This is a genomic window from Vogesella sp. LIG4 (assembly GCF_900090205.1).
Lineage (GTDB): Bacteria > Pseudomonadota > Gammaproteobacteria > Burkholderiales > Chromobacteriaceae > Vogesella.
On the sequence record NZ_LT607802.1, the window covers coordinates 893,973 to 919,053 of the forward strand.

The following is a 25,081-nucleotide window of genomic DNA, read 5'->3' on the forward strand; positions in this document are numbered from 1 at the left end:
AGCTCGCCGGATCGTGGATAAACGCTTAGAAGTTGCCGGCGAACCACGCCTTCATCTTCTGGAACATCTGCCCTACGCCGGCGCCATCGGATTTGAGGCCCGCGCGGGGTTGCATCTGGTCCTTGCCGTACAGCAGGAGGCCCACGCCGGTCGAGAAGCGCGGGTTCTTCACTACTTCCGACAAGCCACCTACATACTTGGGTACGCCGATGCGCACCGGCATGTGGAACACTTCTTCCGCCAGTTCCACCATGCCCGGCATCAGGCTGGCGCCACCGGTCAGCACCATGCCGGAGGACAGCACCTCCTCGAAGCCGCTGCGGCGCAGTTCCTGCTGCACCAGCTGGAACAGCTCTTCCACCCGCGGCTCGATCACTTCGGCCAGGGTGGCGCGCGACATCTGGCGCGGCCCGCGTTCGCCCACGCCCGGCACTTCAATCATCTGCGACGGGTCGGCCAGGCCTACCAGCGCCACACCGTGCTGCATCTTGATGTCCTCGGCTTCCTTGGTCGGGGTACGCAGCGCCATGGCGATATCGTTGGTGATCTGGTCACCGGCGATGGGAATCACCGCGGTATGGCGGATGGCGCCGTTGGCGTACACCGCGATATCGGTAGTGCCACCGCCGATGTCGATCAGGCACACGCCCAGCTCGCGCTCGTCCTCGGACAGCACGGCGTTGGCCGAGGCCATCGGCTGCAGCACCAGGTCGGACACTTCCAGCCCGCAGCGGCGCACGCACTTGGCCACGTTCTGCGCGGCGGATACCGCGCCGGTGACGATGTGCACCTTGGCTTCCAGCCGCACGCCGCTCATGCCCAGCGGCTCGCGCACGCCTTCCTGGCCATCGATGCTGTATTCCTGGGTCAGGATGTGCAGCACCTGGTGATCCGGCGGAATCGACACCGCGCGCGCGGTCTCGATCACGCGGTCGATGTCCATCTGCATCACTTCGCGGTCCTTGATCGCCACCATGCCGTGCGAATTCACGCTCTTGATGTGGCTGCCGGCAATGCCGGTGAACACTTCGTTGATCTTGCAGTCGGCCATCAGCTCGGCCTCTTCCAGCGCGCGCTGGATCGCCTGCACGGTGGATTCGATATTCACCACCATGCCGCGCTTGAGGCCGCGCGAGGGCACCTGGCCCATGCCGACGATATTGATCTGGCCGTCTTCCAGCACTTCCGCCACGATCGCCACGATCTTCGACGTGCCGATGTCCAGGCCGACCAGCATGTTCTTGCTTTCCTTAGGTTTGCTCACCTGTCGCTCCAAGCTCAAAGCTTCTTTTTTCCTGCCACCGGCGGTGCCTTGAAATCAGGCATCCGCGCGGCGAATCCGTTGGGGTACCGCAAGTCCACATACGTGATGTGGTAGGGCAGCTTGGCCAGGCTCTTGGGCCAGTTCAGCACGAAGCGTCCCAGCCGTTCCATGACCGGGCCGCTACCCAGTTCCAGCGTTATCCCGTTGTCCAATTCCATCCGCCACGCCTTGCGTTCCGACAACCACAGCCGCACCGGTTGCAGATGGATCGGTGCCAGCTGCTGCCTTGCGGCCAACAGCATCTTCACCATTTCCTTTTCCGTTGCCGCCGGGCCGAACAGCACCGGCAGCGGTTGGTCGCTGGCGGCATCGAACCAGCGCGCCTCGGTGCTGATCAGCCCCGAATCGCCCCAGCGCGCCAGCGCCACGTGTTCGCTGACCGCGATGTCCAGGCGGTCCGGCCAGGTGCGGCGCACCTGCACTTCACGCACCCACGGCAGCTTCTCGAACGCCGCGCGGGTCTTGTTGATGTCCAGCGTGAAGAACGTGCCGGTCAGCTCGTTCTGCGCGATGTACTTCAACTGCACCGGCGTCACCTTGTTCACTTCCCCACCGATGTGGATCCGTTTCACCGGGAACAGCGGCGCATGAGTCAGCCAGTAGCCCCCGGCATACAGCAACATCAACAACGATGCGGTCAGCAGCAGGTTGGCCACCGCCCGCAGTACTGCATGGTTATCCCACATGAGCAGCTGCCAGCACCTTCACGCACAGATCTTCGTAAGAAAGACCCTCAACCCGTGCCGCCATCGGCACCAGGCTGTGGCTGGTCATGCCCGGATTGGTATTCACTTCCAGCAGGTAGATGCCACCCTGCTCGTCCATCAGGAAATCCACTCGCGCCCAGCCACGGCAGCCCAGTACGCGGAAGGCCTGCAGCGCCAGCTCGCGCGCACGCTGCTCCAGCTCTGGCGCAAGGCCGGACGGGCAGCGGTACACGGTGTCGTCGCGGAAGTACTTGGCCTGGTAGTCGTAGAACTCGGTGGCCGGCTCGATCTTGATGGTCGGGTAGGCCTTGTCGTCGATCACCGCACAGGTGTACTCGCCGCCGCCGATGAACTGCTCGGCGATCACGATGCTGTCGTACTTGCGTGCTTCCTCGTAGGCGGCCTTCAGCTCGCCCGCGTTTTTCACCTTGGTCACGCCGATGCTGGAGCCTTCGGTGGAAGGCTTCACGAAGATCGGCAGGCCCAGTTGCTGTTCGATGGCGGCAAAGTCGCTGTCGTCGTTCAGCAGCTCGAAGGCCGGAATCGGCAGGCCAGCGCCCTTCCACAGCAGCTTGGTGCGCCACTTGTCCATGCAGATGGCCGACGCCAGCACGCCGCAGCCGGTGTAGGGCATGCCCATGGCTTCCAGCGCGCCCTGCAGGGTGCCGTCCTCGCCGAACGGGCCATGCAGGATGTTGAACACGCGGGCGAAGCCCTGCTCCTGCAGCGCCGACAGCGGCTGTTCCGCCGGGTCGAACTTGTGCGCGTCCACGCCCTTGCTCTGCAGCGCGGCCAGCACGCCGCCGCCGCTCATCAGCGAGATCTCGCGCTCTGCCGAGCTGCCGCCCATCACTACTGCCACTTTGCCAAACTGCTTCATCTTGCTTCCTTGCTGCCGCCTGTCTTGCCTGCGGCCAACTTGCTGTTCCGTTATGCCTTGGCGGCGGCCACCAGCTTGGCCGGGATGCCGCCGATGGAGCCGGCGCCCATGGTGACCACCACGTCGCCGTCGCGTGCCATATCGCTGATGACCTGCTGCATGTCGGTGATCTGCTCGACGAACAGCGGCTCCACCTTGCCGCCCACGCGCACCGCGCGTGCCAGCGCGCGGCCGTCGGCGGCCACGATGGGCGCCTCGCCGGCGGCGTACACCTCGGCCAGCAGCAGCGTATCCACGGTGGACAGCACTTTCACGAAGTCTTCAAACAGGTCGCGGGTACGGCTGTAGCGGTGCGGCTGGAACGCCAGCACCAGGCGGCGCCCCGGGAAGGCACCGCGTACCGCGGCCAGGGTGGCGGCCATTTCCACCGGGTGGTGGCCGTAATCGTCGATCAGGGTGTAGTTGCCGCCCTCTTGCGCCGGCACCTCGCCATAGCGCTGGAAACGGCGGCCCACGCCGGCAAACTCGGCCAGGCCCTGCTGGATGGCGGCCACGTCGGCACCGCATTCCAGGCCGATGGCGGTGGCGGCCAGCGCGTTCAGTACGTTGTGGCGGCCCGGCATGTTCAGCGTCACCGCGAAACGCACGCCTTCTGCCTTCACCACCACGTCGAAATGCATGCGGCCGGCGTCGGCCACCACGTTTTCGGCGTAGATGTCGGCGCTGTCGTCCAGGCCGTAGGTGGTTACCGGTTTTTTCAGCGCCGGCACGATGCTGCGCACGTGCTCGTCATCCACGCACAGCACGGCGCGGCCGTAGAACGGCAGGCGGTGCACGAAATCGATGAACGCCTGCTTCAGCTTGTCGAAGCTGTGGTCGTAGGTGTCCATGTGGTCGGCGTCGATATTGGTGATCACCGCCATCACCGGCTGCAGGTGCAGGAAGGAGGCATCGGATTCGTCGGCCTCGGCCACCAGGTATTCGCCGCTGCCCAGGCGGGCATTGGTGCCGGCGGCGGTGAGCTTGCCGCCGATCACGAAAGTCGGGTCAAGGTTGGCCGCACCCAGCACCGAAGCGGTCAGGCTGGTGGTGGTGGTCTTGCCGTGGGTGCCGGCAATGGCGATGCCCTGCTTGAAGCGCATCAGCTCGGCCAGCATCATCGCGCGCGGAATCACCGGGATATGGCGTGCCTGTGCTTCCATCACTTCCGGGTTGTCCGCCTTCACCGCGGTGGAGGTCACCACCACGTTGGCGCCCTGGATATAAGTGGCGTCGTGGCCGAAATGAATGCGCGCGCCCTGCTCGGCAAGGCGCTTGGTGGCAGCGTTGTCGGCCATGTCGGAACCGGACACGGTGTAGCCCAGGTTCAGCAGCACCTCGGCGATGCCGCACATGCCCACGCCGCCGATGCCGACAAAGTGAATGTGTTTGACTCGATGTTTCATTGTGTCTTCTCTTGCAAGGTCCCCTGCGGGCCCCGTCCTATTCCGTATCCGCCAGAGCCTGGCACAGCCCGGCCACCCTGGCCGCCGCTGCCGGCTTGGCCAGCGCGCGGGCTTTCTGCGCCATCTGCTGCAGCTGCGGCCGGCTCAGGTCGGCCAGCAGCGCAGCCAGTTGCTGCGGGTTCATTTCGTTCTGCGGCAGGTGGATGGCGGCGCCACCGGCTGCCATCCATGCTGCGTTGTCGCGCTGGTGCGAAGTGGTGGACACCACCAGCGGCACCAGGATGCTGGGCACGCCGGCAGCGCACAGTTCGCTGACGGTGATCGCGCCGGCACGGCACAGGATCACGTCACACTCGGCCAGCAGCGCGGCCATATTGTCGATGAAGGGCAGCAGCGTCACGTCGCTGCCCGGCTTCAGCCCGGCAGCGGCATACGCCTGCTGCACGGCCACAAAATTCTTCTCGCCGGTCTGGTGCGTCAGCAGCGGCCGCGACTCGGCCGGCATCAGCGCCAGTGCCTGCGGCAGGGTGTCGTTCAACACCTTTGCACCCAGGCTGCCGCCTACCACCAGCACGCGCAGCGGGCCGCTGCGGCCGGCAAAACGCTGTGCCGGCGCCGGCATGTTCTCGATCTCGGCACGTACCGGGTTGCCGGTCACCACCGCCTTCTTCAGCTTGGCGGCATCGCCGTCGAAGCCGCAGGCCAGGTGGTCGGCAAACGGCAGCAGCGCCTTGTTGCTCAGCAGCAGGCCGGCGTCGGCGTTCACCATCACCAGCGGTTTCCACAGCAGCGCGGCGGCCAGACCGGTGGGCAGGCAGACATAGCCGCCCATGCCCAGCACCACGTCCGGCCGGTGGCGGAACATCAGGCGCATGCTTTGCACGAAGGCCACGCCCAGCTGCAGCACGCCCTTGAGCGAACCGAACAGCCCCTTGCCGCGCACGCCGTGAAACGGCAGGCGCACCAGCGGGAAGCCGGTAGGCGGCACCAGCTTGTTTTCCATACCGCGCTCGGTACCGACCCACACCACGTCCCAGCCACGGTTCTGCAGCTCGCGTGCCACCGCGATGCCGGGGACGATGTGTCCACCCGTGCCTGCTGCCATCACCATGACCGTACGCTTTGTCATCTTTACCTTCTCTGCCTTGTGTCTGCCTGCGGCCAACGTTGGCCGCGAGGTACATTGTTAAAACCCAAAACCTGTTTTTCCTGCGCCGCTGCGCGGCTTGCTACCTTGCGGCAGCCTGATGAGCGGCTTCAAACCTTGAAACCCCGCATGAGGCGTCGATTTTCATAATCCACTCGCAGCAGTACTGCCAGCGAGGCCAGGTTGCACAGCATGGCCGAGCCGCCGAAGGACATCAGCGGCAGGGTCAGGCCCTTAGTCGGCAGCAAACCCATGTTCACGCCAACGTTGAAGAAGGTCTGGATGCCCAGCCAGATGCCGATACCCTGCGCCACCAGCGCCTGGTAATAGCGCTCCAGCTTTTTCGCTTCCACACCGATGTGGAAGGCGCGGCGCACGATCCAGGCATACAGGCCCAGCACCACGCAGATGCCGATGAAACCGAATTCTTCCGAGATCACCGCCATGATGAAGTCGGTGTGCGCCTCCGGCAGGTAGAACAGCTTTTCCACGCTGCCGCCAAGCCCCACGCCATACCATTCGCCGCGGCCGATGGCGATCAGCGAGTGGCTCAGCTGGTAGCCCTTGCCGTACGGGTCGTCCCACGGGTCGAGGAAGCCCAGCACCCGCTTCAGGCGGTACGGCGAGGTAATGATCAGCACCGCAATCGCCACCACCGCCATGGCGGCGAGGCCGGCGAAGATGCGCAGGTTGATGCCGCCCAGGAACACGATGCCCATGGTGATGCTCATCACCACCATCAGCGCGCCGAAGTCCGGCTCCAGCAGCAGCAGCAGCGCCACAAACACGATGGCGATCAGGATAGGCAGGAAGCCCTGGCGGAAGCTGTGCAGCTTGGCCGCCTTGCGCACGGTGTAGTCGGCGGCGTAGATCGATGCGGCCAGCTTCATGACTTCCGACGGCTGCAGGTTCAGCACCAGCAGGTTGATCCAGCGCCGCGAGCCGTTCACCACCTTGCCGATGCCGGGCACCAGCACCAGCAACAACAGGAAGCCGGCGAACAGGAAGAACTTGCCGGCGTACTGCTGCCACCACGCGGTGGGAATCTGGAATGTCATCCACGCGCCCGCCAGGCCGATGGTCATGAAGATCATGTGGCGGAACAGGTAGAAGTAGCGGTTGTTGGTGGCCGGGTCGGCCTCGGCATAAGCAATCGATGCCGAGTACACCATCACCAGGCTGATGGACAGCAGCAGCGCAATCGCCCACATCAGCCCTTCGTCGAGCGCGGTGATGGCGGTTACGGTGTTGCGCTGGCCGAGGCTGATCATCAGTGCTGCTCCCCGGCGCGAATTGCCGCCACGGTGTCGATGAACACCTGGGCGCGATGCGCGTAGTTCTTGAACATGTCCAGGCTGGCGCAGGCCGGCGACAGCAGCACCACGTCACCGCTTTGCGCCAGCTTGGCGGCGCTGCGGGTGGCTTCTTCCAGCGTGGCGCAGTCGGACAGCGGCACGCCGCTGCCGGCCAGCGCGGCGCGGATGGCCGGCGCGTCGCGGCCGATCAGCACCACGGCGCGGGCGATGCGCGCGCAGGCTGCTGCCAGCGGGGTGAAGTCCTGGCCCTTGCCGTCGCCGCCGGCGATCAGCACCACCTTGCGGGTCATGCCGTTCAGTGCCGCCTCGGTGGCGCCGACATTGGTGCCCTTGGAGTCGTCGATGAACATCACGCCGCCGAATTCGTCCACGCATTCCACGCGGTGCGCCAGGCCACGGAAGGTTTTCAGCGCCGGCAGCAGCTGTGCGCGCTCGATACCGATGGCCTCGCACAGCGCCAGTGCCGCCAGGGCGTTGGCCGCATTGTGCAGGCCCTGCAGCTGCATGTCGGCGCAGTCGAACACCGGCGCACCGCCGATGGCGAGCTGGTAGCGGCCAGCCGCCTGCTGCAGCGCGTAATCGGCCAGTTCACGCAGCGAGAACCAGCGCAGCGGGCGGCCGGGGCGCACCATGGCGCGGCAGAACACGTCGTCGCGGTTCAGCACCTGCACGCCGTTGCCACTGAAAATGGCAGTCTTGCTGTGCGCGTAGTCCAGCAGGTCGTTGTAACGGTCGAGGTGGTCCTCGGAAATATTCAGCACGGTGGCGGCATCGGCAGCCAGGCTGGTAGTGGTGTCCAACTGGAAGCTGGACAGCTCGATCACCCACACATCCGGCTGCTTGCCGGCGGCTTCGCGCTCGGCCAGGGCGCTGAGCACCGGCAGGCCGATGTTGCCGCACACCATGGTGTCCAGCCCGGCGCTGGCGCACAGGTGGCCCACCAGGCTGGTAACGGTGCTCTTGCCGTTGGAGCCGGTGATGGCGATGACCTTGCTGCCCTGGCCGGCAATCGCGCGGCAGAACAGCTCCACGTCGCCCACCACCTCGCTGCCGCGGGCGGCAAAAGCGGCGATGGCCGGGGTACGGTTGCTGACGCCCGGGCTCACCATCAGCATGTCGGCGTCGGCGAAAGTGGCATCGCTGAAAGCGCCCAGACGCAGCTGCACGCCCAACTCGGCGGACACGTTGGCCGCATTGGCCGGCTGTTCGCGGCTGTCGGCGATGGTGACGCGCGCACCATGCGCCAGCAGCCAGCGCGCGGCGGAAACGCCGGTGTCGCCCAGGCCGATGACGATGATGTGGCGGTTGTCGAAGCGCATCACGTAGTCCTTAACGCAGTTTCAGGGTGGCGAGGCCGGCCAGCACCAGCATCATGGTCACGATCCAGAAGCGCACCACCACCTGGGTTTCCTTCCAGCCCTTCAGTTCGTAGTGGTGATGCAGCGGCGCCATGCGGAACACGCGCTTGCCGGTGAGCTTGAACGAGCCCACCTGGATCATCACCGACAGTGCCTCGGTCACGAACAGTCCGCCCATGATCAGCAGCACGATCTCCTGGCGCACGATCACCGCCACGGTGCCCAGTGCGGCGCCCAGCGCCAGCGCGCCCACGTCGCCCATGAACACCTGCGCCGGGTAGGCGTTGAACCACAGGAAGCCCAGACAAGCGCCGCAGATGGCGGCACAGAACACCACCACTTCATGCGCACCCGGCACGAAGGGCATGCCCAGGTATTTGGAGAACACCGCGTGGCCGGCCACGTAGGCGAAAATCGACAGGCCAGCGGCCACCAGCACCACCGGCAGCGCCGCCAGGCCATCCAGACCGTCGGTGAGGTTCACCGAGTTGGAGGTACCGACAATCACGAAGTAGGTCAGGATGCAGAAGCCGATGCCGCCCAGCGGGTACACGATGTTCTTGAAGAACGGCACGATGAATTCGGTGGAAGCCGGCAGCTTGGCGGTGGTGAGCAGGAACACGCCGGCGGCGATGGCGATGCTGGATTGCCAGATCATCTTGAAGCGGGCGGAGACGCCTTTCGGGTCCTTGTACACCACCTTGCGCCAGTCGTCGTAGAAGCCCAGCGCGCCGGTACCCAGCGTCACCAGCAACAGGATCCACACGTAGAGATTGGACAGGTCGGCCCACATCAGGGTGGTCACGGTGATGGCCAGCAGGATCAGCGTGCCGCCCATGGTCGGGGTGCCGCTTTTCACCAGGTGGGTCTGCGGGCCATCGCTGCGCACTGCCTGGCCGACTTTCAGCTCGGTGAGCTTGGCGATCACCCACGGCCCCATCCACAGCGAGATGACCAGCGACGTCAGCGCCGCCATCACCGCACGCAGGGTGACGTAGTTCAGTACATTGAATGCGCGGATGTGTTCGCGCAGCAGATCGGCCAGCAATAGCAGCACGTTTAGCCCTTCCCGTGTTCTTGTTGTTGTGTCTGCAGGTGTTCCACCACCCGCTCCATGCGCATGAAGCGCGAACCCTTCACCAGCACCGTGCTGGTGGCGGAAACCTGCTGATCCAGCACGGCGAGCAGCGCCGGCAGATCGTCGAAATACTGTGCGCCGGCACCGTAGGCGTTGGCCGCATGGCGGCTCAGCTCGCCCAGGCACAGCAGCTGTTCGATGCCGCGCGCGCGGGCATGGGCGCCCACCTCGGCATGCAGCGCCGCAGCGCCCTCACCCAGCTCGCCGATCTGCCCCATCACGAAGATGCGCGGCGCCGGGTAGGCGGCCAGCACATCGATGCCGGCCTTCATCGAATCCGGGTTGGCGTTGTAGGTGTCGTCGATCAGCGTGGCGCCGCAGGCGGCGCGCTTGAGCTGCTGACGACCCTTCACGCCGCCAAAGGCAGCCAGGCCGGCGGCAATGGCGGCCAGCGGCAGTTCCAGCGCCAGCGCTACCGCGGCGGCGGCCAGCGCATTGCGCACATTGTGCTCGCCGGCGGCCGGCAGGCTGATCGCCTGTTCGCCGGCGGCGCATACCAGGGTGAAGCGGCTGCCTTCCGGCTGCAGCGCGATGTCACGCGCGCTCACGTCGGCGGCGTTCAGGCCGAAACGCAGCTGGCGATGGCCGGCAGCGGCGGCGGCAAACACCGGCAGTTGTTCGTCGTCGGCATTGATGATGGCCACGCCGTCAGCGGTGAGGCCTTCGAAGATCTCGCTCTTGGCGCGGGCGATGTCGGCGGTGTCGGCAAAGTGGCCGGCATGGGCGCGCAGCGCATTGTTGACCAGCGCCACCTGCGGGCGGGTCAGCCCGCTCAGGTAGCGGATCTCGCCGTGATGGTTCATGCCCATCTCGATCACCGCGTAACGGTGCGCCGGAGTCAGCGCCAGCAGCGTCAGCGGCAGGCCGATATCGTTGTTGAAGTTGCCGGCGGTGGCATGCACCGCGGCGTCACCGGCGTGGGCGCGCAGGATGGCGGCCACCATTTCCTTGACCGTGGTCTTGCCGTTGGAGCCGGTGATGCCGATGCGCTGCACATTCAGGCGCGCGCACCAGTCTGCGGCCAACGTGCCCAGCGCCAGGCGCGGGTCGTCGACGCGGATCAGGCTGCCGCCAGCGGCGGCGAAGTCGCGGCGCACCAGGGCGAAGGCGCCCTTGGCCAGCACGTCCGCCACGAAGTCATGGGCGTCGAAGTTGTCGCCCTTCAGTGCCACGAACAGATCGCCGGCCTGCACCGCGCGGCTGTCAGTCACCACGCGCTGGAAGCGGGCGTCGCTGCCGGCAAGTGTGCCGGACAGGATGCGGGCGGCCTCACTCAGCATCAGCATGCGCGGCCCCCCAGGCGGTGAGTGCGTCTTCGGCAACGCGGAAATCGGAGAACGGGTGCTTCACCCCGGCGATATCCTGGTATTCCTCGTGGCCCTTGCCGGCGATCAGGATCACGTCGCCGACGCGCGCCTGCAGCACCGCCCAGTGGATGGCGGCGGCACGGTCGATTTCGACATGGCCCGGCGCCTGCATGCCGGCCAGAATGCCGTTGATGATGGCCTGCGGGTCTTCGCTGCGCGGGTTGTCGCTGGTCACCACCGCCACGTCGGCGATGCGCTCGGCGATGCCGCCCATGATCGGGCGCTTGCCGGTGTCGCGGTCGCCGCCGCAGCCGAATACGCAGAACAGCTTGCCACCGGCCGGACGGATCTCGGCCAGGGTGGCCAGCGCCTTGTCCAGCGCGTCCGGGGTGTGGGCGTAGTCCACCACCACCAGCGGCTCCAGGCTGCTGCCGATGCGCTGCATGCGACCGCGCGCCGGCTGGATCTTGCCCAGCACGCGGGCGGCGGCTTCCAGTGCAACGCCGTTGGCACACAGCACCGCCAGGCAGGCCAGCATATTGGCGGCATTGAAGCGCCCCAGCAGCGGGCTCTTGATCTCGGCATCGCCCCACGGCGTGGTAACGGTGAGCTGCAAGCCATCAAGGTTGGCCGCAAGGCTCAGCGGGCGCACATCGCCCTGCTCCAGGCCGTAGCTGATGACGCGGGTCTTGCTGCTGTCGATGCCGGCGGCCAGGGTGCGGCCGAAGGCGTCGTCGGCGTTGATGACCGCGTGCTGCAGACCTTCCCAGTGGAACAGCTTGGCCTTGGAGGCACCGTACTGCTCCATGCTGCCGTGATAGTCCAGGTGGTCGCGGGTGAGGTTGGTGAACACCGCGGTGCGGAATGCCACGCCGTTGACGCGGAACTGGTCCAGGCCGTGGCTGGAGACTTCCATGCTCACCACGCTGGCGCCTTGGCGACGGTATTCCGCCAGTTTCTGCTGCACGGTGATCGGGTCCGGCGTGGTGTGGGTGGTCTGGGTCAGTTCGCCGTAGAAGCCGTTGCCCACGGTGCCGATCAGCGCCGCCTTCTCGCCCAGCAGCGCATAAGCCTGCGCCAGCCAGTGCGAGATCGAGGTCTTGCCATTGGTGCCGGTGATGCCGATTACCGCCATGTCGCGGCTGGGCTGGCCGTAGATATGGGCGGCCACGATGCCGGCGTTGGCGCGCAGATTGGCCACCGGCAGGTTGGGTACCTGCCAGGCCGGGTTCCAGGCAAAACCGTCGGCGTCGTCCCACAGCACCGCGGCGGCGCCTTTTTCCAGCGCGGCGGCGATGAAGTCGCGACCGTCGGTGAACTCGCCGCGACAGGCCAGGAACAGGTCGCCCGGCAGCACGCGGCGGCTGTCGGTTTCAACGCGGCTCACGGCTACGCCAAGACCCTGCAGCACGGCAGGGTCCCAGGTCGGCAGGTCGATCAGCGTGGTTTTCATGTTTCTTCCCGCACTTCCGAAATCTGTTGTTCCGGAATCAGTTTGTTGTTGGAGGGAGCATCTGGCTCTACCCCCATAATCCGCAGGCTGCCGGCCATGATGTTGGAGAAGGCCGGGCCGGACACCGTGCCGCCGTAGTAGCCGCCGATGCTTGGTTCATCGATCATCACTGCCACGATCAGGCGCGGACGGGTGGCCGGCGCAAAGCCGACGAACAGACCCACGTGCTTGTCCTGCGCGTAGTGGCCGCCCACCAGCTTGCGCGCGGTACCGGACTTGCCGGCCACGTGGTAGCCCAGCACCTGGGCGCGCACCGCGGTGCCGCCTTCCTCGGTAACCGAGATCATCATCTGGCGCATGGTCTTGGCGGTATCCGGTTTCACGATCTGGCGGCCCGGATTGGCCACCGCCAGCTTGGTGAACGACAGCGGCAGCAGCGCACCCTCGTGGGTGAAGATGGTGTAGGCGCGCGCCAGCTGCAGCAGGCTTACGTTCACGCCATAGCCGAAGGACATGGTGGCCTGTTCGATCGGGCGCCAGGTCTGCCAGTCACGCAGGCGACCACTGGTTTCGCCGGGAAAGCCGGACTGCGGGCTCTGGCCGAAACCACTTTGGCGGTAGAAAGTCCACATTTGTTCCGGGCTGAACATCGCGGCGATCTTGGACGCGCCGACGTTGGAGGACTTCTGGATGATGCCGGTCACGGTCAGCGTCGGGTTCGGGTGCGAATCGCGCACGGTGGCCGGGCCGATCATGTACGGGCGGGTGTCGAACACCGTGTTCGCGGTGACCTTGCCGGCATCGATGGCCATGGCCACGGTGAACGGCTTCATGGTGGAGCCGGGCTCGAACATGTCGACAATGGCGCGGTTGCGGCGCATTTCCGGCTCCAGCACCGCGCGGTTGTTCGGGTTGTACGACGGGCTGTTGGCCAGCGCCAGTACTTCGCCGGTCTGCGCGTCCAGTACCACCACGCCGCCGGCCTTGGCCTTGAACTGCTCGGTGGCGGCGGTGATTTCACGGTAGGCCAGGTACTGGATGCGTTTGTCGATGGACAGCGTCAGGGTCTGGCCGTCGCGCGGCGGGTCGATGGCGGCCACGTCCTCGATGATGTGGCCACGGCGATCCTTGATCACGGTGCGGCTGCCCGGCTTGCCGGCCAGCATCTTCTCGCGGGTCAGCTCCAGGCCTTCCTGGCCCTTGCCGTCCACGCCGGTGAAGCCCAGCACGTGCGACAGCATCTCGCCGGCCGGGTAGTAGCGGCGGTATTCCTGCTGCTTGGCAATGCCCGGGATGCCCAGCGCCATCACCTGCTGCGCCAGTTGCGGGCTGATCTGCCGCTTCAGGTAGACGAATTCGCGCTTGTTGTCGCCCAGCTTCTGCTGCAGCTCGTCCTGCGGCATTTCCAGCAGGCGCGACAATGCGGCCAACTTGTCGGCCGGTACCGGGCTCATGTCCACCGGGCTGGCCCAGATCGACTGCACCGGGGTGCTGATCGCCAGCGGCTCGCCGCTGCGGTCGGTAATCACGCCGCGGTTGGCTTCCAGCACCATGGTGCGGCGGAAGCGGGCATCGCCCTGGTTGACCAGAAAATCCTGCTGCACTACCTGCAGGTAGATGGCGCGCGACAGCAGCGCCAGCAGCAGCAGTGCCAGCACGCCCTGCACCACGGCCACGCGGCCCGGCGCCAGGCGCATGTGCGGCTTGACGGTATTGCGGATCGGCGGCGAGTACACGCGGGTCATCGCACGCCCTCCGGGGTGATCACGAACACCTGGCGCTGGCTCGGGGTGAGCATGCCCAGGCGGGCGGATGCGGCCTTCTCGATCAGCGCGTGCGCGCCCCAGGTGCTCTGCTCCAGCAGCAGCTGGCCGTACTCCACGTCCAGCTGGCGCGACAGCTTCTGCTGTTTTTCCAGCTCGTTGTACAGGCGGCGCGACAGGTGCTGCGACGTCACCACCGACATCGCACAGCCGATGACGGCCAGTAGCAGGAAGGCATTGAGCTTGTTGAGGCTCACGCTACCCCCTTCCACTCGCCGCCGGTACGCTCGGCAGTGCGCATGATGGCGCTGCGGGCACGCGGGTTGGCCGCAACTTCCTCGTCACCGGGGCGCAGCGCCTTGCCTACCGCGCGGATCGGCGCTTCGGCGATATCGGCGGCGCGCACCGGCACCCAGGACGGCAGGCGGTCGGTGGTGCTGGCTTCGCGAATGAAGTTCTTGACGATGCGGTCTTCCAGCGAGTGGAAGCTGATCACCGCCAGGCGGCCGCCCAGCTTCAGCCGGCCCACTACCTGCGGCAGCACTGCCTTCAGTTCGTCCAGTTCGCGGTTGATGAAAATCCTTATCGCCTGGAAGGTTCGCGTCGCGGGGTCCTGACCCGGTTCCCGAGTGCGGACGTTCTTCCCAACGAGCAAGGCGAGCTCACGCGTCGTTTCGAGGGGACGCTCAGCCCTTTGCGCAACAATGGCTGCTGCGATCTTGCGAGCAAACCGCTCTTCACCATAAGTCTTGATTACCTCTGCAATGTCGGCCTCGGCGGCAGTCGCCAGCCATTCGGCGGCAGTGATGCCGCGGGTGGTATCCATGCGCATGTCCAGCGGCGCATCGAAACGGAAGCTGAAGCCGCGGCGACCATCGTCGATCTGCGGCGAGGAGATGCCCAGATCCATCAGCACGCCATCCACCTCGGCCACGCCCAGGGCGGTCAGCTCGGCGGTGAAGGTTTCAAAACCGTTGTGCACGATGGTAAAGCGCGCGTCCTGCGCGGCCAGCGCGGTGGCCACGGCGATGGCTTCCGGATCCTTGTCGAAGGCAATCAGCCGGCCCTGCGGCCCCAGTTGGGACAGGATCAGCCGGCTGTGACCGCCGCGCCCGAAGGTGCAGTCGACATAAACGCCATCCGGACGAATGGCGAGGGCCGCAACGGCCTCGTCGAGCAGCACCGTGCGGTGAACGTAAACGGCGTCGGTCAAAGCGTGAAATCTCCAAGGTGCTGCGCAAGGTCAGCAGGATCAATGTCGAGTGCCGCACTGGTCTGGTCGTCCCAGCCGGCGGCATCCCACAGTTCAAAGCGGTTCCCCATCCCCACCAGTGCCACGTCCTTGTCGAGCCCGGTCAGCTCGCGCAGCCGCGAAGGCAGCAGGATGCGGCCGGCGGCGTCCATTTCCAGCGTTTCGGCGTGTCCAAGCACCAGACGCTGATAGCGCTTCAGCGTGGGGTTGCCACTGGGCAGGGCAAGCAGGCGCTGTTCGACGGGTTTCCAGTTGGGTTCGGGGTAGATCAGCAGGTGATCGGAGGATTCGAGGGTAACAACCAGCTTGTGGCCAAACGCGGACAGCAGTGTCTCCCGGTGCCGGGCCGGAATGGCCAGACGCCCCTTGGCATCAAGAGAGACAAGACTTACGCCGCCGATCATTTTGCTTGGACACTTCGCCGAAAAGTTAGGGGCCGTCGCCCCACAATTACCCACTTCACCCCACTTTTCGCCACTATAGGGAAACGGCAGTACCCGGTCAACATCAAAAAGAGCCAATTCGCCTTTGGCGACAATGACTTACCGGAATGCAAAGAATGAGAAATCAAGACAAATCAGCGGCTTACAGAAACAACCAGAGAACGGGTGTGAAATCATGCCGTTGACAAGATCAACCACAACCGAAAAGACGACGGCGCACCGCCTGGGTGCGCCGCCGGAGGATAGTTCAGCCTGCTATCAAGCCAGTTTCTGCTTCAGGATTTCCTGCACCTGGGCCGGATTGGCCTTGCCCTTGGATGCCTTCATCACCTGGCCAGCCAGCGCGTTGAGCGCCTTTTCCTTGCCGGCGCGGAACTCTTCCACCGCCTTGGGGTTGGCCGCAATGGCTTCTTCCACCATCTTTTCGATGGCACCGACATCGGACACCTGCTTGAGGCCATCACGCTCGATGACCGCGTCGGCTGTGAGATCGCTGTCCCACAGCGCATCGAACACCTGCTTGGCGAGCTTGTTGGACAGCGTGCCGTCGGCCACGCGCACCACCAGGCCAGCCAGGCGCTCGGCGGAAATCGGGCAGGCCGCCACATCCAGACCATCGCGATTCAGCCGCGCGGCCACTTCGCCGTTGATCCAGTTGGCGGCCAGCTTGCCCTGACCGGTGGCAGTGGCCACCGCTTCGAAGTACTGCGCCAGCGCCAGGCTGGAAGTCAGCAGCGCGGCATCATAGGCGGACAGGCCGAATGCCTCGGCAAAGCGCGCCTTCATCTGCCCTGGCAGTTCCGGCATTTCGCCGCGGGTACGGGCGATCTGTTCGTCGCTGATGCGCACCGGCAGCAGGTCCGGATCCGGGAAGTAGCGGTAGTCGTGCGCATCTTCCTTGCTGCGCATCATGCGGGTTTCGCCGCTGTCCGGGTCGAACAGCACGGTGGCCTGCTGGATCTTGCCACCGTCTTCGATGGTATCGATCTGCCACTGGATCTCGTACTTGATCGCCTGCTCCAGGAAACGGAAGGAGTTCAGGTTCTTGATCTCGCGGCGGGTGCCGAACTCGGCCTGGCCGAACGGACGCACCGACACGTTGGCATCCACGCGGAAGCTGCCTTCCTGCATATTGCCGTCGCAGATGCCCAGCCAGGTCACCAGGGTGTGCAGCGTCTTGGCGTAGGCCACCGCTTCTTCCGGCGAGCGCATGTCCGGCTCGGACACCACCTCCAGCAGCGGGGTGCCGGCGCGGTTCAGGTCGATGCCGGTCATGCCGTGGAAGTCTTCGTGCAGCGATTTGCCGGCATCTTCTTCCATGTGCGCACGGGTAACGCGAATCACCTTTTCCTCGTCACCAACAAGGATCGCCAGCCGGCCGTGCTCGACAATCGGCAGCTCCATCTGGCTGATCTGGTAGCCCTTGGGCAGGTCGGGGTAGAAGTAGTTTTTGCGCGCAAACACGTTCTTCTGGTTGATGGTGGCGTCCAGCGCCAGCCCCAGGCGGATGGCCTTGTCCACCACCGCCTTGTTCATCACCGGCAGCACGCCCGGCAGCGCCAGCTCCACCAGCGATGCCTGGGTGTTCGGCTCGGCGCCGAAGGCAGTGCTGGCACCGGAGAAAATCTTGGAAGCGGTGTTGAGCTGCACGTGCACCTCAAGACCGATAACGACTTCCCATTTCATGATTGGAAAATCCTTTTTCTGTTCAGAAGGTTGGCCGCATGCGGCCAACCTTTACATTAATCGCGATTAGCGCGTGTTCACGATCTCGCGAGCTAGAGCGAGACAAGGCGAAAACGGCTGAGGAAGCGGAGTTGACATGGCGTCAATGAGCATTCCGAAGATGCCCTCACCGTGCCACCCCTCACGACGCGCAGCAGATCGTGAACAGGCGTTTACAGCGCCGGAGCGCGGTTATGCCAGTCTGTCGCCTGCTGGAACTGGTGCGCCACGTTCAGCATGCGCGCCTCGCCAAAGTAGTTGCCGATGATCTGCAGACCCACCGGGCGGCCGTTGTCGCTGAAGCCGGCCGGTACGCTCATTGCCGGCAGGCCGGCCAGGTTCACCGACAGGGTGTAGATGTCCGACAGGTACATCTGCACCGGGTCGCCGGATTTCTCGCCCAGGTTGAAAGCGGCGGTAGGCGCCACCGGGCCCAGGATCACGTCGCAGCTGGCGAAGGCGGCCTTGAAGTCCTCGGCGATCAGGCGGCGGATCTTCTGCGCCTTGATGTAGTAGGCGTCGTAGTAGCCGTGGCTCAGTACATAGGTGCCCACCATGATGCGGCGCTTCACCTCGCTGCCGAAACCTTCGGCGCGGGTCTTCTCGTACATGTCCACCAGGTCCTTGTACTCGCTGGCGCGGTGGCCGTAGCGCACACCGTCGAAGCGCGACAGGTTGGCGGAGGCTTCCGCCGGGGCGATCACGTAGTAGGCCGGGATCGACAGCTGGGTGTTGGGCAGACTCACTTCCACCACCTCGGCGCCCAGCTTCTTCAGCTCGGCCACGGCGCCGTCGATGATGCGGCCAACGTCGCCAGCCAGGCCGGCGGCGAAGTATTCACGCGGCAGGCCGACGCGCAGGCCGGCCAGCGGCTGCGCCAGCTCGCGGCTGTAGTCTTCCTTGGCGCGTTCCAGGCTGGTGGAGTCGCGCTCGTCGAAACCGGCCATCACGTTCAGCATCAGCGCGCAGTCCTCGGCGGTCTGCGCCATCACCCCGCCCTGATCCAGCGAGCTGGCGTAGGCCACCATGCCGAAGCGCGATACCACGCCGTAGGTGGGCTTGATGCCGGTCACGCCGCAGTGGCTGGCCGGCTGGCGGATGGAGCCGCCGGTATCGGTGGCGGTGGCCACCGGCGCCAGGCGCGCGGCAACGGCCGCAGCGGAACCGCCGGAGGAGCCGCCGGGAATGGCGTTCAGGTCCCACGGGTTCTTCACCGCGCCGTAGAAGCTGTTCTCGTTGGAGGAGCCCATGGCGAACTCGTCCATATTGGCGCGGCCCAGCGTCACCAGGCCGGCGGCCTGGCACTGCTCGATCACGTGCGCGCTGTACGGCGAGATGAAGTTGTCCAGCATCTTCGAGCCGCAGCTGGTCTTCCAGCCCTGCTGGCAGAAGATGTCCTTGTGCGCGATGGGCACGCCGGTGAGTGCACCGGCTGTGCCGGCGGCGCGGCGCGCATCGGCGGCGGCGGCCTCGGCCAGCGACTTGGCGCGGTCGACGGTGATGAAGGCGTTCAGCTGCGGGTTGAGTGCATCGATACGGTCGAGATAGGCGGTTGCCAGCTCGACGGCGCTCAACTGGCCGGCGGCCAGTTGCGCGGAAAGCTGTTTCAGCGTGGCGTTAATCATTGTGTGTTGATTTCCGTCCGGAATGACATAAGCGCATGGCTGCCGCCATGCAGAACGGCCAGGGCTGGCCGCGTTATTCGATTACCTTGGGCACCAGGAACAGGCCCTTTTCCACCTGCGGCGCCACCGCCTGGCAGGCGTCGCGGCGATCAGGCTCGGTCACCGCGTCCTCGCGCAGGCGCAGGCTGACATCCTGCGGATGCGCCATCGGCTCGATACCGTCGGTATTGACGGCCTGCATCTGTTCGATCAGGCCCAGAATATTGTTCAGCTGCGTGCCGACAGCCTCGATTTCGGCGTCGGTTACGGCGATGCGGGACAGGCGCGCGATTCGCGCAACATCCTCATGAGTCAGCGACATGACACCCTCGTCAAAACCTTTAATAATTCAAGCTTTGTAGGGTATCATAACTGGTTTGATTCACCCAAGAATACCGGCCGTTGCGCAGGCTAGCCGGGCGGGTTTCGCAAGCTTCACGGCTGTTGAACCTTATCGCCTGCAAAATGACCAATACCGCCACCGGGTCCAGGCGCCAGTTGTGCCGGCACCCACCAAACATTCAATTCAGGATCGCCACATGTTTCGTTCGCTCACCGGCTACTTTTCCAACGATCTGGCCATCGACCTTGGCACGGCCAACACCCTGATCTACATGCGCGGCAAAGGCATCGTGCTCGACGAGCCTTCGGTAGTGGCCATTCACAACGATGCGCCCACCAACAAGAAATCCATCCTGGCCGTGGGCCTGGAAGCCAAGCGCATGCTGGGCCGTACCCCGGGCAGCATCCAGGCGATCCGCCCGATGAAGGACGGCGTGATCGCCGACTTCACCGTGACCGAACAGATGCTCAAGCAGTTCATCAAGAAAGTCACCCCGAACCGCTTCTTCGCCGCCAGCCCGCGCATCGTGATCTGCGTACCGTGCGGCTCCACCCAGGTGGAACGCCGTGCGATCAAGGATTCCGCGCTGGCCGCCGGTGCGCGCCGCGTCGAGCTGATCGAAGAACCGATGGCTGCCGCCATCGGTGCCGGCCTGCCGGTGGAAGACCCGACCGGTTCCATGGTGGTGGACATCGGTGGCGGCACCACCGAGGTGGGCGTGATCTCGCTGGGCGGCGTGGTGTACTCCAATTCGGTACGCGTGGGTGGCGACAAGTTTGATGAAGCCATCATCAACTACATCCGCCGCAACTACGGCATGCTGATCGGCGAAACCACCGCCGAGGAAATCAAGAAAACCATCGGCTCCGCCTTCCCGGGCACCGAGGTGAAGGAAATGGAAGTGAAGGGCCGCAACCTGGCCGAAGGCATTCCGCGCGCCTTCACCGTTTCCAGCAACGAAATCCTGGAAGCGCTGACCGAACCGCTGAACCAGATCGTGTCCGCGGTGAAGATCGCCCTGGAACAGACCCCGCCGGAACTGGGCGCCGATATCGCCGACAAGGGCATGGTGCTGACCGGCGGTGGCGCGCTGCTGAAAGACATCGACCGCCTGCTGGCCGAAGAGACCGGCCTGCCGGTATTCGTGGCCGAAGAACCGCTGACCTGCGTGGTACGCGGCTCCGGCAAGGCGCTGGACAAGATGGACAAGGTTGGCACCATCTTCACCAACGTACCTTAATCGCCCCTTCCGATGAGGCACCGCCCGGCCACGGGCGGTGCGTGGCTGCATGAACTTCGCCAATACCCCGAGCTTCGCCAACCAGGGCCTGAGCCCTGCCGGGCGCCTGACGCTTTGCGTGCTCGCTTCCATCGCCCTGTTGATCGGCGACAGCCATTTCGGCCTGATGGATCGCGCGCGCAATGCCATTTCGGTATTGCTGTACCCGGTGCAGCGCGCCGCCAACCTGCCGTTGGCGGCCGGCCGGCACATCGGGGACTTCTTCGTGACCCAGGCCGAGCTGAAACAGGACAACGACCGCCTGCGCAGCGTGGAGCTGGCGCAGTCCGGCCGCCTGATGCGGCTGCAGTCGCTGGAACGCGAACTGGCCCAGCTCAAGGCGCTGAACCAGCTCAAGGTTGGCCGCAGCGAAGGCGGCCAGCTGGCCGAGGTGCTGTACACCGCGCGTGACCCGTTCAGCTACAAGATCATCATCGACAAGGGGCAGGATGCCGGCGTCAAGGCCGGGCTGCCGGTGATCGATGAAATCGGCCTGATCGGCCAGGTTACCCGCGTGCAGCCGCTGACCTCCGAGATCACGCTGATCGTCAACAAGAACGAGATGGTGCCGGTGATGAACCTGCGCACCAGCCAGCGCACCCTGCTGTACGGCTACGGTGGCGGCATCGAGGTGCGCTACCTGTCGGCCTCGTCCGACATCCGCCCCGGCGACGAGCTGGTAACCTCCGGCCTCGACGGCATGTACCAGGCCGGCATCCCGGTGGCGCGCGTCACCCACGTGGACCGCCCGGCCGGCGCCGCCTTTGCCCGCGTGCTGTGCCAGAGCCTGGCCGGCGTGCAGTCCAGCCGCTACGTGATGGTGATGCCGGAACAACCGCTGCGCCCGCCACAGCCGGCCCCGCTGCCGGAACCGGCCAGCAAGAAGAAGAAACCCAGCAATGAAGACGATGCAGGCTAGACCATGAGCTACGAACGACCGCAGGCACTGCTCAAGCCGATCCGTCGCCGCTTCATCACGCTGACCTTTGCCATTGCCCTGCTGCTGGAACTGATGCCGCTGCCGGTGGGCTCTACCCGCTGGCTGCCGGACTTCGTTGCCATGCTGATCCTGTACTGGGCGCTGAACCAGCCGCGGCGCATCGGCATCGGCATGGCCTTCCTGCTGGGCCTGATCACCGATGTGGCCACCACCGGCCTGTTCGGCCAGCACGCGCTGGCCTACAGCATCACCGCCTACCTGGTGCTGCTGCGCCAGCGCCAGCTGGTGATGTTCAACCTCGGACAGCAGGCACTGGTGATCCTGGCCATGCTGGAGGCCAACCAGCTGATCATGGTACTGGCGCGGCTGGCCACCGGCGCCGCCTTCGTCGGCTGGAGCTACTTCCTGCCGCCACTGGTGGGCGCCCTGCTGTGGCCGCTGCTCAACAAGCTGCTGCTGCTGCCCTACCGCCACCACAGCGTGTAAGCACCGATGTCCCGCCTGAAAGACCCGCAAACCGAAGAAAGCCAGTTCCAGCTGCGCCTGCTGATCGCCTATGGCCTGGTGGTAGCGATGCTGCTGGTGCTGGCGCTGCGCTTTGTCTGGCTGCAGGTGATGCAGTACGACCACTTCGCCACCCTGGCGCAGAACAACAGTATCTCGCTGGTGCCGGTGCAGCCCAACCGCGGGCTGATCCTGGATCGCAACGGCGTGATCCTGGCGCAGAACCACTCCGCCTATACGCTGGAACTCACCCCGGTGAAGATTCCGGACCTGGAAGGCACGGTAAAGGCACTGGGCCAGCTGATCGACATCACCCCGCGCGACGAGCGCCGCTTCCGCAAGCTGCTGGCGGAGAGCAAGGAATTCGAGCCGGTGCCGCTCAAGCTGAAGCTCACCGACGAGGAAGCCGCCCGCCTGGCGGTGAACGCCTGGCGCTTTCCCGGCGTGGAAGTGCGCGCCTGGCTGTTCCGCGACTACCCGTACAAGGAGCTGACCAGCCACGTGCTGGGCTATATCGGCCGCATTAACCAGCAAGACCAGGACCAGATGGACGAGGAAGGCACGCTGGCCAACTACCGCGGCGCCACCCACATCGGCAAGCTGGGGCTGGAAGCCACCTATGAGCAGGAGCTGCACGGCAGCAACGGTTTCGAGGAAATGGAAACCGATGCCAACGGCCGCGCGGTGCGCAGCCTGCGCCGCACACCGCCGGTGCATGGCAACAACCTGCAGCTGGCGCTGGACATCCGCATCCAGGAAATCGCCGACAAGCTGTTCGGCAACCGCCGCGGCGCGCTGGTGGCCATCGACCCGCAGACCGGCGGCATCCTGGCCTTCGTCTCCAAACCCGGCTTCGACCCCAACCTGTTCATCGACGGCGTGGATGCCGCCACCTGGAAAACGCTGAACGAAGACTGGCAGAAGCCGCTGGTGAACCGTGCGCTGCGCGGCCTGTACCCGCCGGGCTCCACCTTCAAGCCGTTCTTCTCCATGGCCGCACTGCAGGCCGGTGTGCTCAGCCCCACCGAGCTGCGCCCGGCCCCCGGCTATTTCGTGCTGCCGGGCTCCAACCACCAGTTCCGCGACTCGGTGCCCAGCGGCCACGGCATGGTGAACCTGCAACGTGCCATCGCGGTATCCAGTGATACCTATTTCTACCGCCTGGCGTGGGAAATGGGCATCGACCGCATGCAGACGATCGGCCAGTTCGGCCTGGGGCAGAAAACCGGTATCGACCTGGACAACGAAGCGGCCGGGGTACTGCCGAGCAAGGAATGGAAAGCCAAGCGCTTTGCCAAGTACCGCCCCGAGGTTGGCCGCTGGTACCCGGCCGACGTGGTGAGCGTGGGCATCGGCCAGGGCTTCAACGCCTACACCCCGCTGCAGATGGCCAACGCCACCGCCATCCTGGCCAACAACGGCAAGGCGTTCAAGCCGCACCTGGTGGAGAAGATCGTGGATGCCCGCAGCGGCAAGGAACGCCAGATCGATGCACAGCCGGCCCGCGTGCTGGCATTCAAGCCGGAATACTTCAGCACGGTGAAGGAAGGCATGCGCGCAGTGCTGCAGGCCGGCGGCACCGCGGCGCGCGTCGGTGTGGGCCTGTCATACAGCATGGCCGGCAAGACCGGTACCGCGCAGGTGGTGCAGATCAAGCAGGGTGCCAAGTACAACGCCGGCGCGCTGGCCGAGCAGTACCGCGACCACTCCTGGTTCATTTCCTTCGCCCCGGTGGAAAACCCGCGCATCGCCATTGCCGTGATCGTGGAAAACGCCGGCTTCGGCGCCACCAGCGCCGCGCCGATTGCGCGCGCGGTGACCGACTTTGCCATCACCGGCAAGGTGCCGGCAGAGCTGGAAGGCCAGCTGCAGTCGGTGCCGGCCAAGATTTCGCAAGGAGCACGCGATGCATCAGCCGCTCGTTAAGCGCATCCTGAGCGCGATTGCCGAGCCGTTCGACGGCTGGCTACTGGCCTTCCTGGGCGGCGTGTTCATCCTCAGCATGCTGGTGCTGTACTCCGCCTCCAACCAGAGCTGGTACAAGCTCGACAACAAGGTGGCCTACACCATGCTGTCGCTGATGGTGATGTGGGCGCTGGCCAAGGCGCGTCCGCAGGCGGTGATGAACTTCGCCCCACCGCTATACGCGGTGGGAGTGATGCTGCTGATCGGCGTGGCGCTGTTCGGGGTGAGCGTCAACGGCTCGCGGCGCTGGCTGAGCCTCGGCATCGTGCGCATCCAGCCGTCGGAGATCATGAAGATCGCGGTACCGATGATGCTGGCCTGGTTCTTCCAGAAATACGAAACCACGCTCAACTGGCGCCATTACATCGTGGCGGCACTGCTGATCCTGGTGCCCAGCGCGCTGGTGCTCAAGCAGCCTGACCTCGGCACCGCGGTGCTGATCATGGGTGCCGGCTTCTTCGTGCTGTTCTTCGCCGGCCTGTCGTGGAAGGTGATCATCGGCGGCCTGGTGGCGTTTGCCGCCAGCCTGCCGGTGGTATGGAACCTGATGCACGACTACCAGCGCCGCCGCATCCTGACGCTGATCGACCCGATGCAGGACCCGCTGGGCGACGGCTACCACATCATCCAGTCGATGATCGCCATCGGCTCCGGCGGGCCGTGGGGCAAGGGCTGGCTCAATGGCAGCCAGACCCACCTCGATTACATCCCGGAGCGGACTACCGACTTCATCTTCGCGGTGTACTCCGAGGAATTCGGCCTGATCGGCAACCTCACCCTGGTGGTGCTGTACCTGTGCATCATCAGCCGCGGCATGATGATCACCGCCCGCGCGCAGACGCTATACGGCCGCCTGCTGGCCGGCGCCATCACCATGTCCTTCTTCGTCTATGCCTTCGTGAACATGGGCATGGTGGCCGGCATCCTGCCGGTGGTGGGCGTGCCGCTGCCGTTCATGTCCTACGGCGGCACCGCCACGGTGTCGCTGGCGGTGGCGCTGGGCATGCTGATGAGTATCGGCAACCGCAACCGCTAAGCCACGCTGTTCCCCTGATGCGGCCAACCCCAAGGTTGGCCGCATCGCCTTTCGGCCTAGTCCATGCGGCCAATGGCCGCCGCCGTACCCAG

Annotated in this window: 22 protein-coding genes; 5 read left to right on the plus strand and 17 right to left on the minus strand. The window is 65.3% G+C overall.

All coding sequences use genetic code 11. The annotated features are described in order from the left end of the window. Positions 1-25: 25 nt before the first annotated feature. The 17 genes from ftsA to gatC form a co-directional block, all read right to left on the minus strand. Positions 26-1,237 carry a cell division protein FtsA gene (gene ftsA / locus PSELUDRAFT_RS04275; RefSeq protein ID WP_197693968.1) on the minus strand — a complete coding sequence of 404 codons (1,212 nt, stop codon included), beginning with the start codon at positions 1,235-1,237 and terminating at the stop codon, positions 26-28. Positions 1,238-1,278: 41 nt separating this feature from the next. Beyond that, the gene (locus tag PSELUDRAFT_RS04280; RefSeq protein ID WP_231895302.1) at positions 1,279-1,980 is read right to left on the minus strand and encodes a cell division protein FtsQ/DivIB; all 702 of its coding nucleotides are present in this window, start codon (positions 1,978-1,980) and stop codon (positions 1,279-1,281) included. Between the two features lie 19 nt (positions 1,981-1,999). Then, positions 2,000-2,911: a D-alanine--D-alanine ligase gene (locus PSELUDRAFT_RS04285; protein ID WP_088965664.1), complete on the minus strand. Its 912-nt coding sequence runs from the start codon at positions 2,909-2,911 to the stop codon at positions 2,000-2,002. A 50-nt stretch (positions 2,912-2,961) separates the two neighbouring features. Continuing rightward, a complete protein-coding gene (gene murC, locus PSELUDRAFT_RS04290) occupies positions 2,962-4,356 on the minus strand; it encodes a UDP-N-acetylmuramate--L-alanine ligase (protein ID WP_088965665.1) in 1,395 nt (464 codons plus the stop codon). A gap of 37 nt (positions 4,357-4,393) precedes the next feature. Beyond that, on the minus strand, positions 4,394-5,485 hold the full coding sequence (murG, locus tag PSELUDRAFT_RS04295; protein ID WP_088965666.1) for an undecaprenyldiphospho-muramoylpentapeptide beta-N-acetylglucosaminyltransferase: 1,092 nt from the start codon (positions 5,483-5,485) through the stop codon (positions 4,394-4,396). Between the two features lie 128 nt (positions 5,486-5,613). Further along, positions 5,614-6,774 carry a putative lipid II flippase FtsW gene (gene ftsW / locus PSELUDRAFT_RS04300; RefSeq protein ID WP_088965667.1) on the minus strand — a complete coding sequence of 387 codons (1,161 nt, stop codon included), beginning with the start codon at positions 6,772-6,774 and terminating at the stop codon, positions 5,614-5,616. Then, entirely contained in the window at positions 6,774-8,138 is a 1,365-nt protein-coding gene (murD, locus tag PSELUDRAFT_RS04305) for a UDP-N-acetylmuramoyl-L-alanine--D-glutamate ligase (RefSeq protein WP_088965668.1), read from the minus strand. The genes ftsW and murD overlap by 1 nt, the downstream gene beginning before the upstream one ends. A 10-nt stretch (positions 8,139-8,148) precedes the next feature. After that, positions 8,149-9,231: a phospho-N-acetylmuramoyl-pentapeptide-transferase gene (gene mraY, locus PSELUDRAFT_RS04310; RefSeq protein WP_369800105.1), complete on the minus strand. Its 1,083-nt coding sequence runs from the start codon at positions 9,229-9,231 to the stop codon at positions 8,149-8,151. Positions 9,232-9,236: 5 nt separating this feature from the next. Then, on the minus strand, positions 9,237-10,601 hold the full coding sequence (murF, locus tag PSELUDRAFT_RS04315; RefSeq protein ID WP_088965670.1) for a UDP-N-acetylmuramoyl-tripeptide--D-alanyl-D-alanine ligase: 1,365 nt from the start codon (positions 10,599-10,601) through the stop codon (positions 9,237-9,239). Then, positions 10,585-12,075, minus strand: a complete 1,491-nt coding sequence (locus tag PSELUDRAFT_RS04320) for a UDP-N-acetylmuramoyl-L-alanyl-D-glutamate--2,6-diaminopimelate ligase (RefSeq protein WP_088965671.1) — start codon at positions 12,073-12,075, stop codon at positions 10,585-10,587. The genes murF and PSELUDRAFT_RS04320 overlap by 17 nt, the downstream gene beginning before the upstream one ends. Then, positions 12,072-13,820 carry a penicillin-binding protein 2 gene (locus PSELUDRAFT_RS04325; RefSeq protein ID WP_088965672.1) on the minus strand — a complete coding sequence of 583 codons (1,749 nt, stop codon included), beginning with the start codon at positions 13,818-13,820 and terminating at the stop codon, positions 12,072-12,074. The genes PSELUDRAFT_RS04320 and PSELUDRAFT_RS04325 overlap by 4 nt, the downstream gene beginning before the upstream one ends. After that, positions 13,817-14,095, minus strand: a complete 279-nt coding sequence (gene ftsL / locus PSELUDRAFT_RS04330) for a cell division protein FtsL (protein WP_088965673.1) — start codon at positions 14,093-14,095, stop codon at positions 13,817-13,819. The genes PSELUDRAFT_RS04325 and ftsL overlap by 4 nt, the downstream gene beginning before the upstream one ends. Beyond that, positions 14,092-15,051, minus strand: coding sequence for a 16S rRNA (cytosine(1402)-N(4))-methyltransferase RsmH (gene rsmH, locus PSELUDRAFT_RS04335; RefSeq protein ID WP_088965674.1), 960 nt, complete (start codon positions 15,049-15,051; stop codon positions 14,092-14,094). The genes ftsL and rsmH overlap by 4 nt, the downstream gene beginning before the upstream one ends. After that, positions 15,048-15,494: a division/cell wall cluster transcriptional repressor MraZ gene (gene mraZ, locus PSELUDRAFT_RS04340; protein ID WP_088965675.1), complete on the minus strand. Its 447-nt coding sequence runs from the start codon at positions 15,492-15,494 to the stop codon at positions 15,048-15,050. Before mraZ ends, rsmH begins: the two co-directional genes overlap by 4 nt. A gap of 297 nt (positions 15,495-15,791) precedes the next feature. Continuing rightward, a complete protein-coding gene (gene gatB, locus PSELUDRAFT_RS04345; protein ID WP_088965676.1) occupies positions 15,792-17,219 on the minus strand; it encodes an Asp-tRNA(Asn)/Glu-tRNA(Gln) amidotransferase subunit GatB in 1,428 nt (475 codons plus the stop codon). A gap of 212 nt (positions 17,220-17,431) precedes the next feature. After that, positions 17,432-18,883, minus strand: coding sequence for an Asp-tRNA(Asn)/Glu-tRNA(Gln) amidotransferase subunit GatA (gatA, locus tag PSELUDRAFT_RS04350; protein WP_088965677.1), 1,452 nt, complete (start codon positions 18,881-18,883; stop codon positions 17,432-17,434). A 73-nt stretch (positions 18,884-18,956) separates the two neighbouring features. Further along, the gene (gene gatC, locus PSELUDRAFT_RS04355) at positions 18,957-19,244 is read right to left on the minus strand and encodes an Asp-tRNA(Asn)/Glu-tRNA(Gln) amidotransferase subunit GatC (protein WP_088965678.1); all 288 of its coding nucleotides are present in this window, start codon (positions 19,242-19,244) and stop codon (positions 18,957-18,959) included. Between the two features lie 217 nt (positions 19,245-19,461). On the opposite strand from gatC, the gene PSELUDRAFT_RS04360 reads away from it, so the two are divergent. The 5 genes from PSELUDRAFT_RS04360 to rodA are packed head-to-tail and all read left to right on the plus strand — an operon-like array spanning position 19,462 to position 24,989. Beyond that, positions 19,462-20,505 (plus strand): rod shape-determining protein, encoded by a 1,044-nt coding sequence (locus PSELUDRAFT_RS04360; protein WP_088965679.1) that lies wholly within the window; start codon positions 19,462-19,464, stop codon positions 20,503-20,505. A 49-nt stretch (positions 20,506-20,554) separates the two neighbouring features. Next, entirely contained in the window at positions 20,555-21,463 is a 909-nt protein-coding gene (gene mreC / locus PSELUDRAFT_RS04365; protein WP_088965680.1) for a rod shape-determining protein MreC, read from the plus strand. Between the two features lie 3 nt (positions 21,464-21,466). After that, the gene (mreD, locus tag PSELUDRAFT_RS04370; protein WP_088965681.1) at positions 21,467-21,970 is read left to right on the plus strand and encodes a rod shape-determining protein MreD; all 504 of its coding nucleotides are present in this window, start codon (positions 21,467-21,469) and stop codon (positions 21,968-21,970) included. 6 nt (positions 21,971-21,976) lie between these two features. Continuing rightward, positions 21,977-23,914 carry a penicillin-binding protein 2 gene (gene mrdA / locus PSELUDRAFT_RS04375; RefSeq protein WP_088965682.1) on the plus strand — a complete coding sequence of 646 codons (1,938 nt, stop codon included), beginning with the start codon at positions 21,977-21,979 and terminating at the stop codon, positions 23,912-23,914. Continuing rightward, positions 23,895-24,989, plus strand: a complete 1,095-nt coding sequence (gene rodA, locus PSELUDRAFT_RS04380; RefSeq protein ID WP_088965683.1) for a rod shape-determining protein RodA — start codon at positions 23,895-23,897, stop codon at positions 24,987-24,989. Before mrdA ends, rodA begins: the two co-directional genes overlap by 20 nt. Positions 24,990-25,081: the final 92 nt, after the last annotated feature.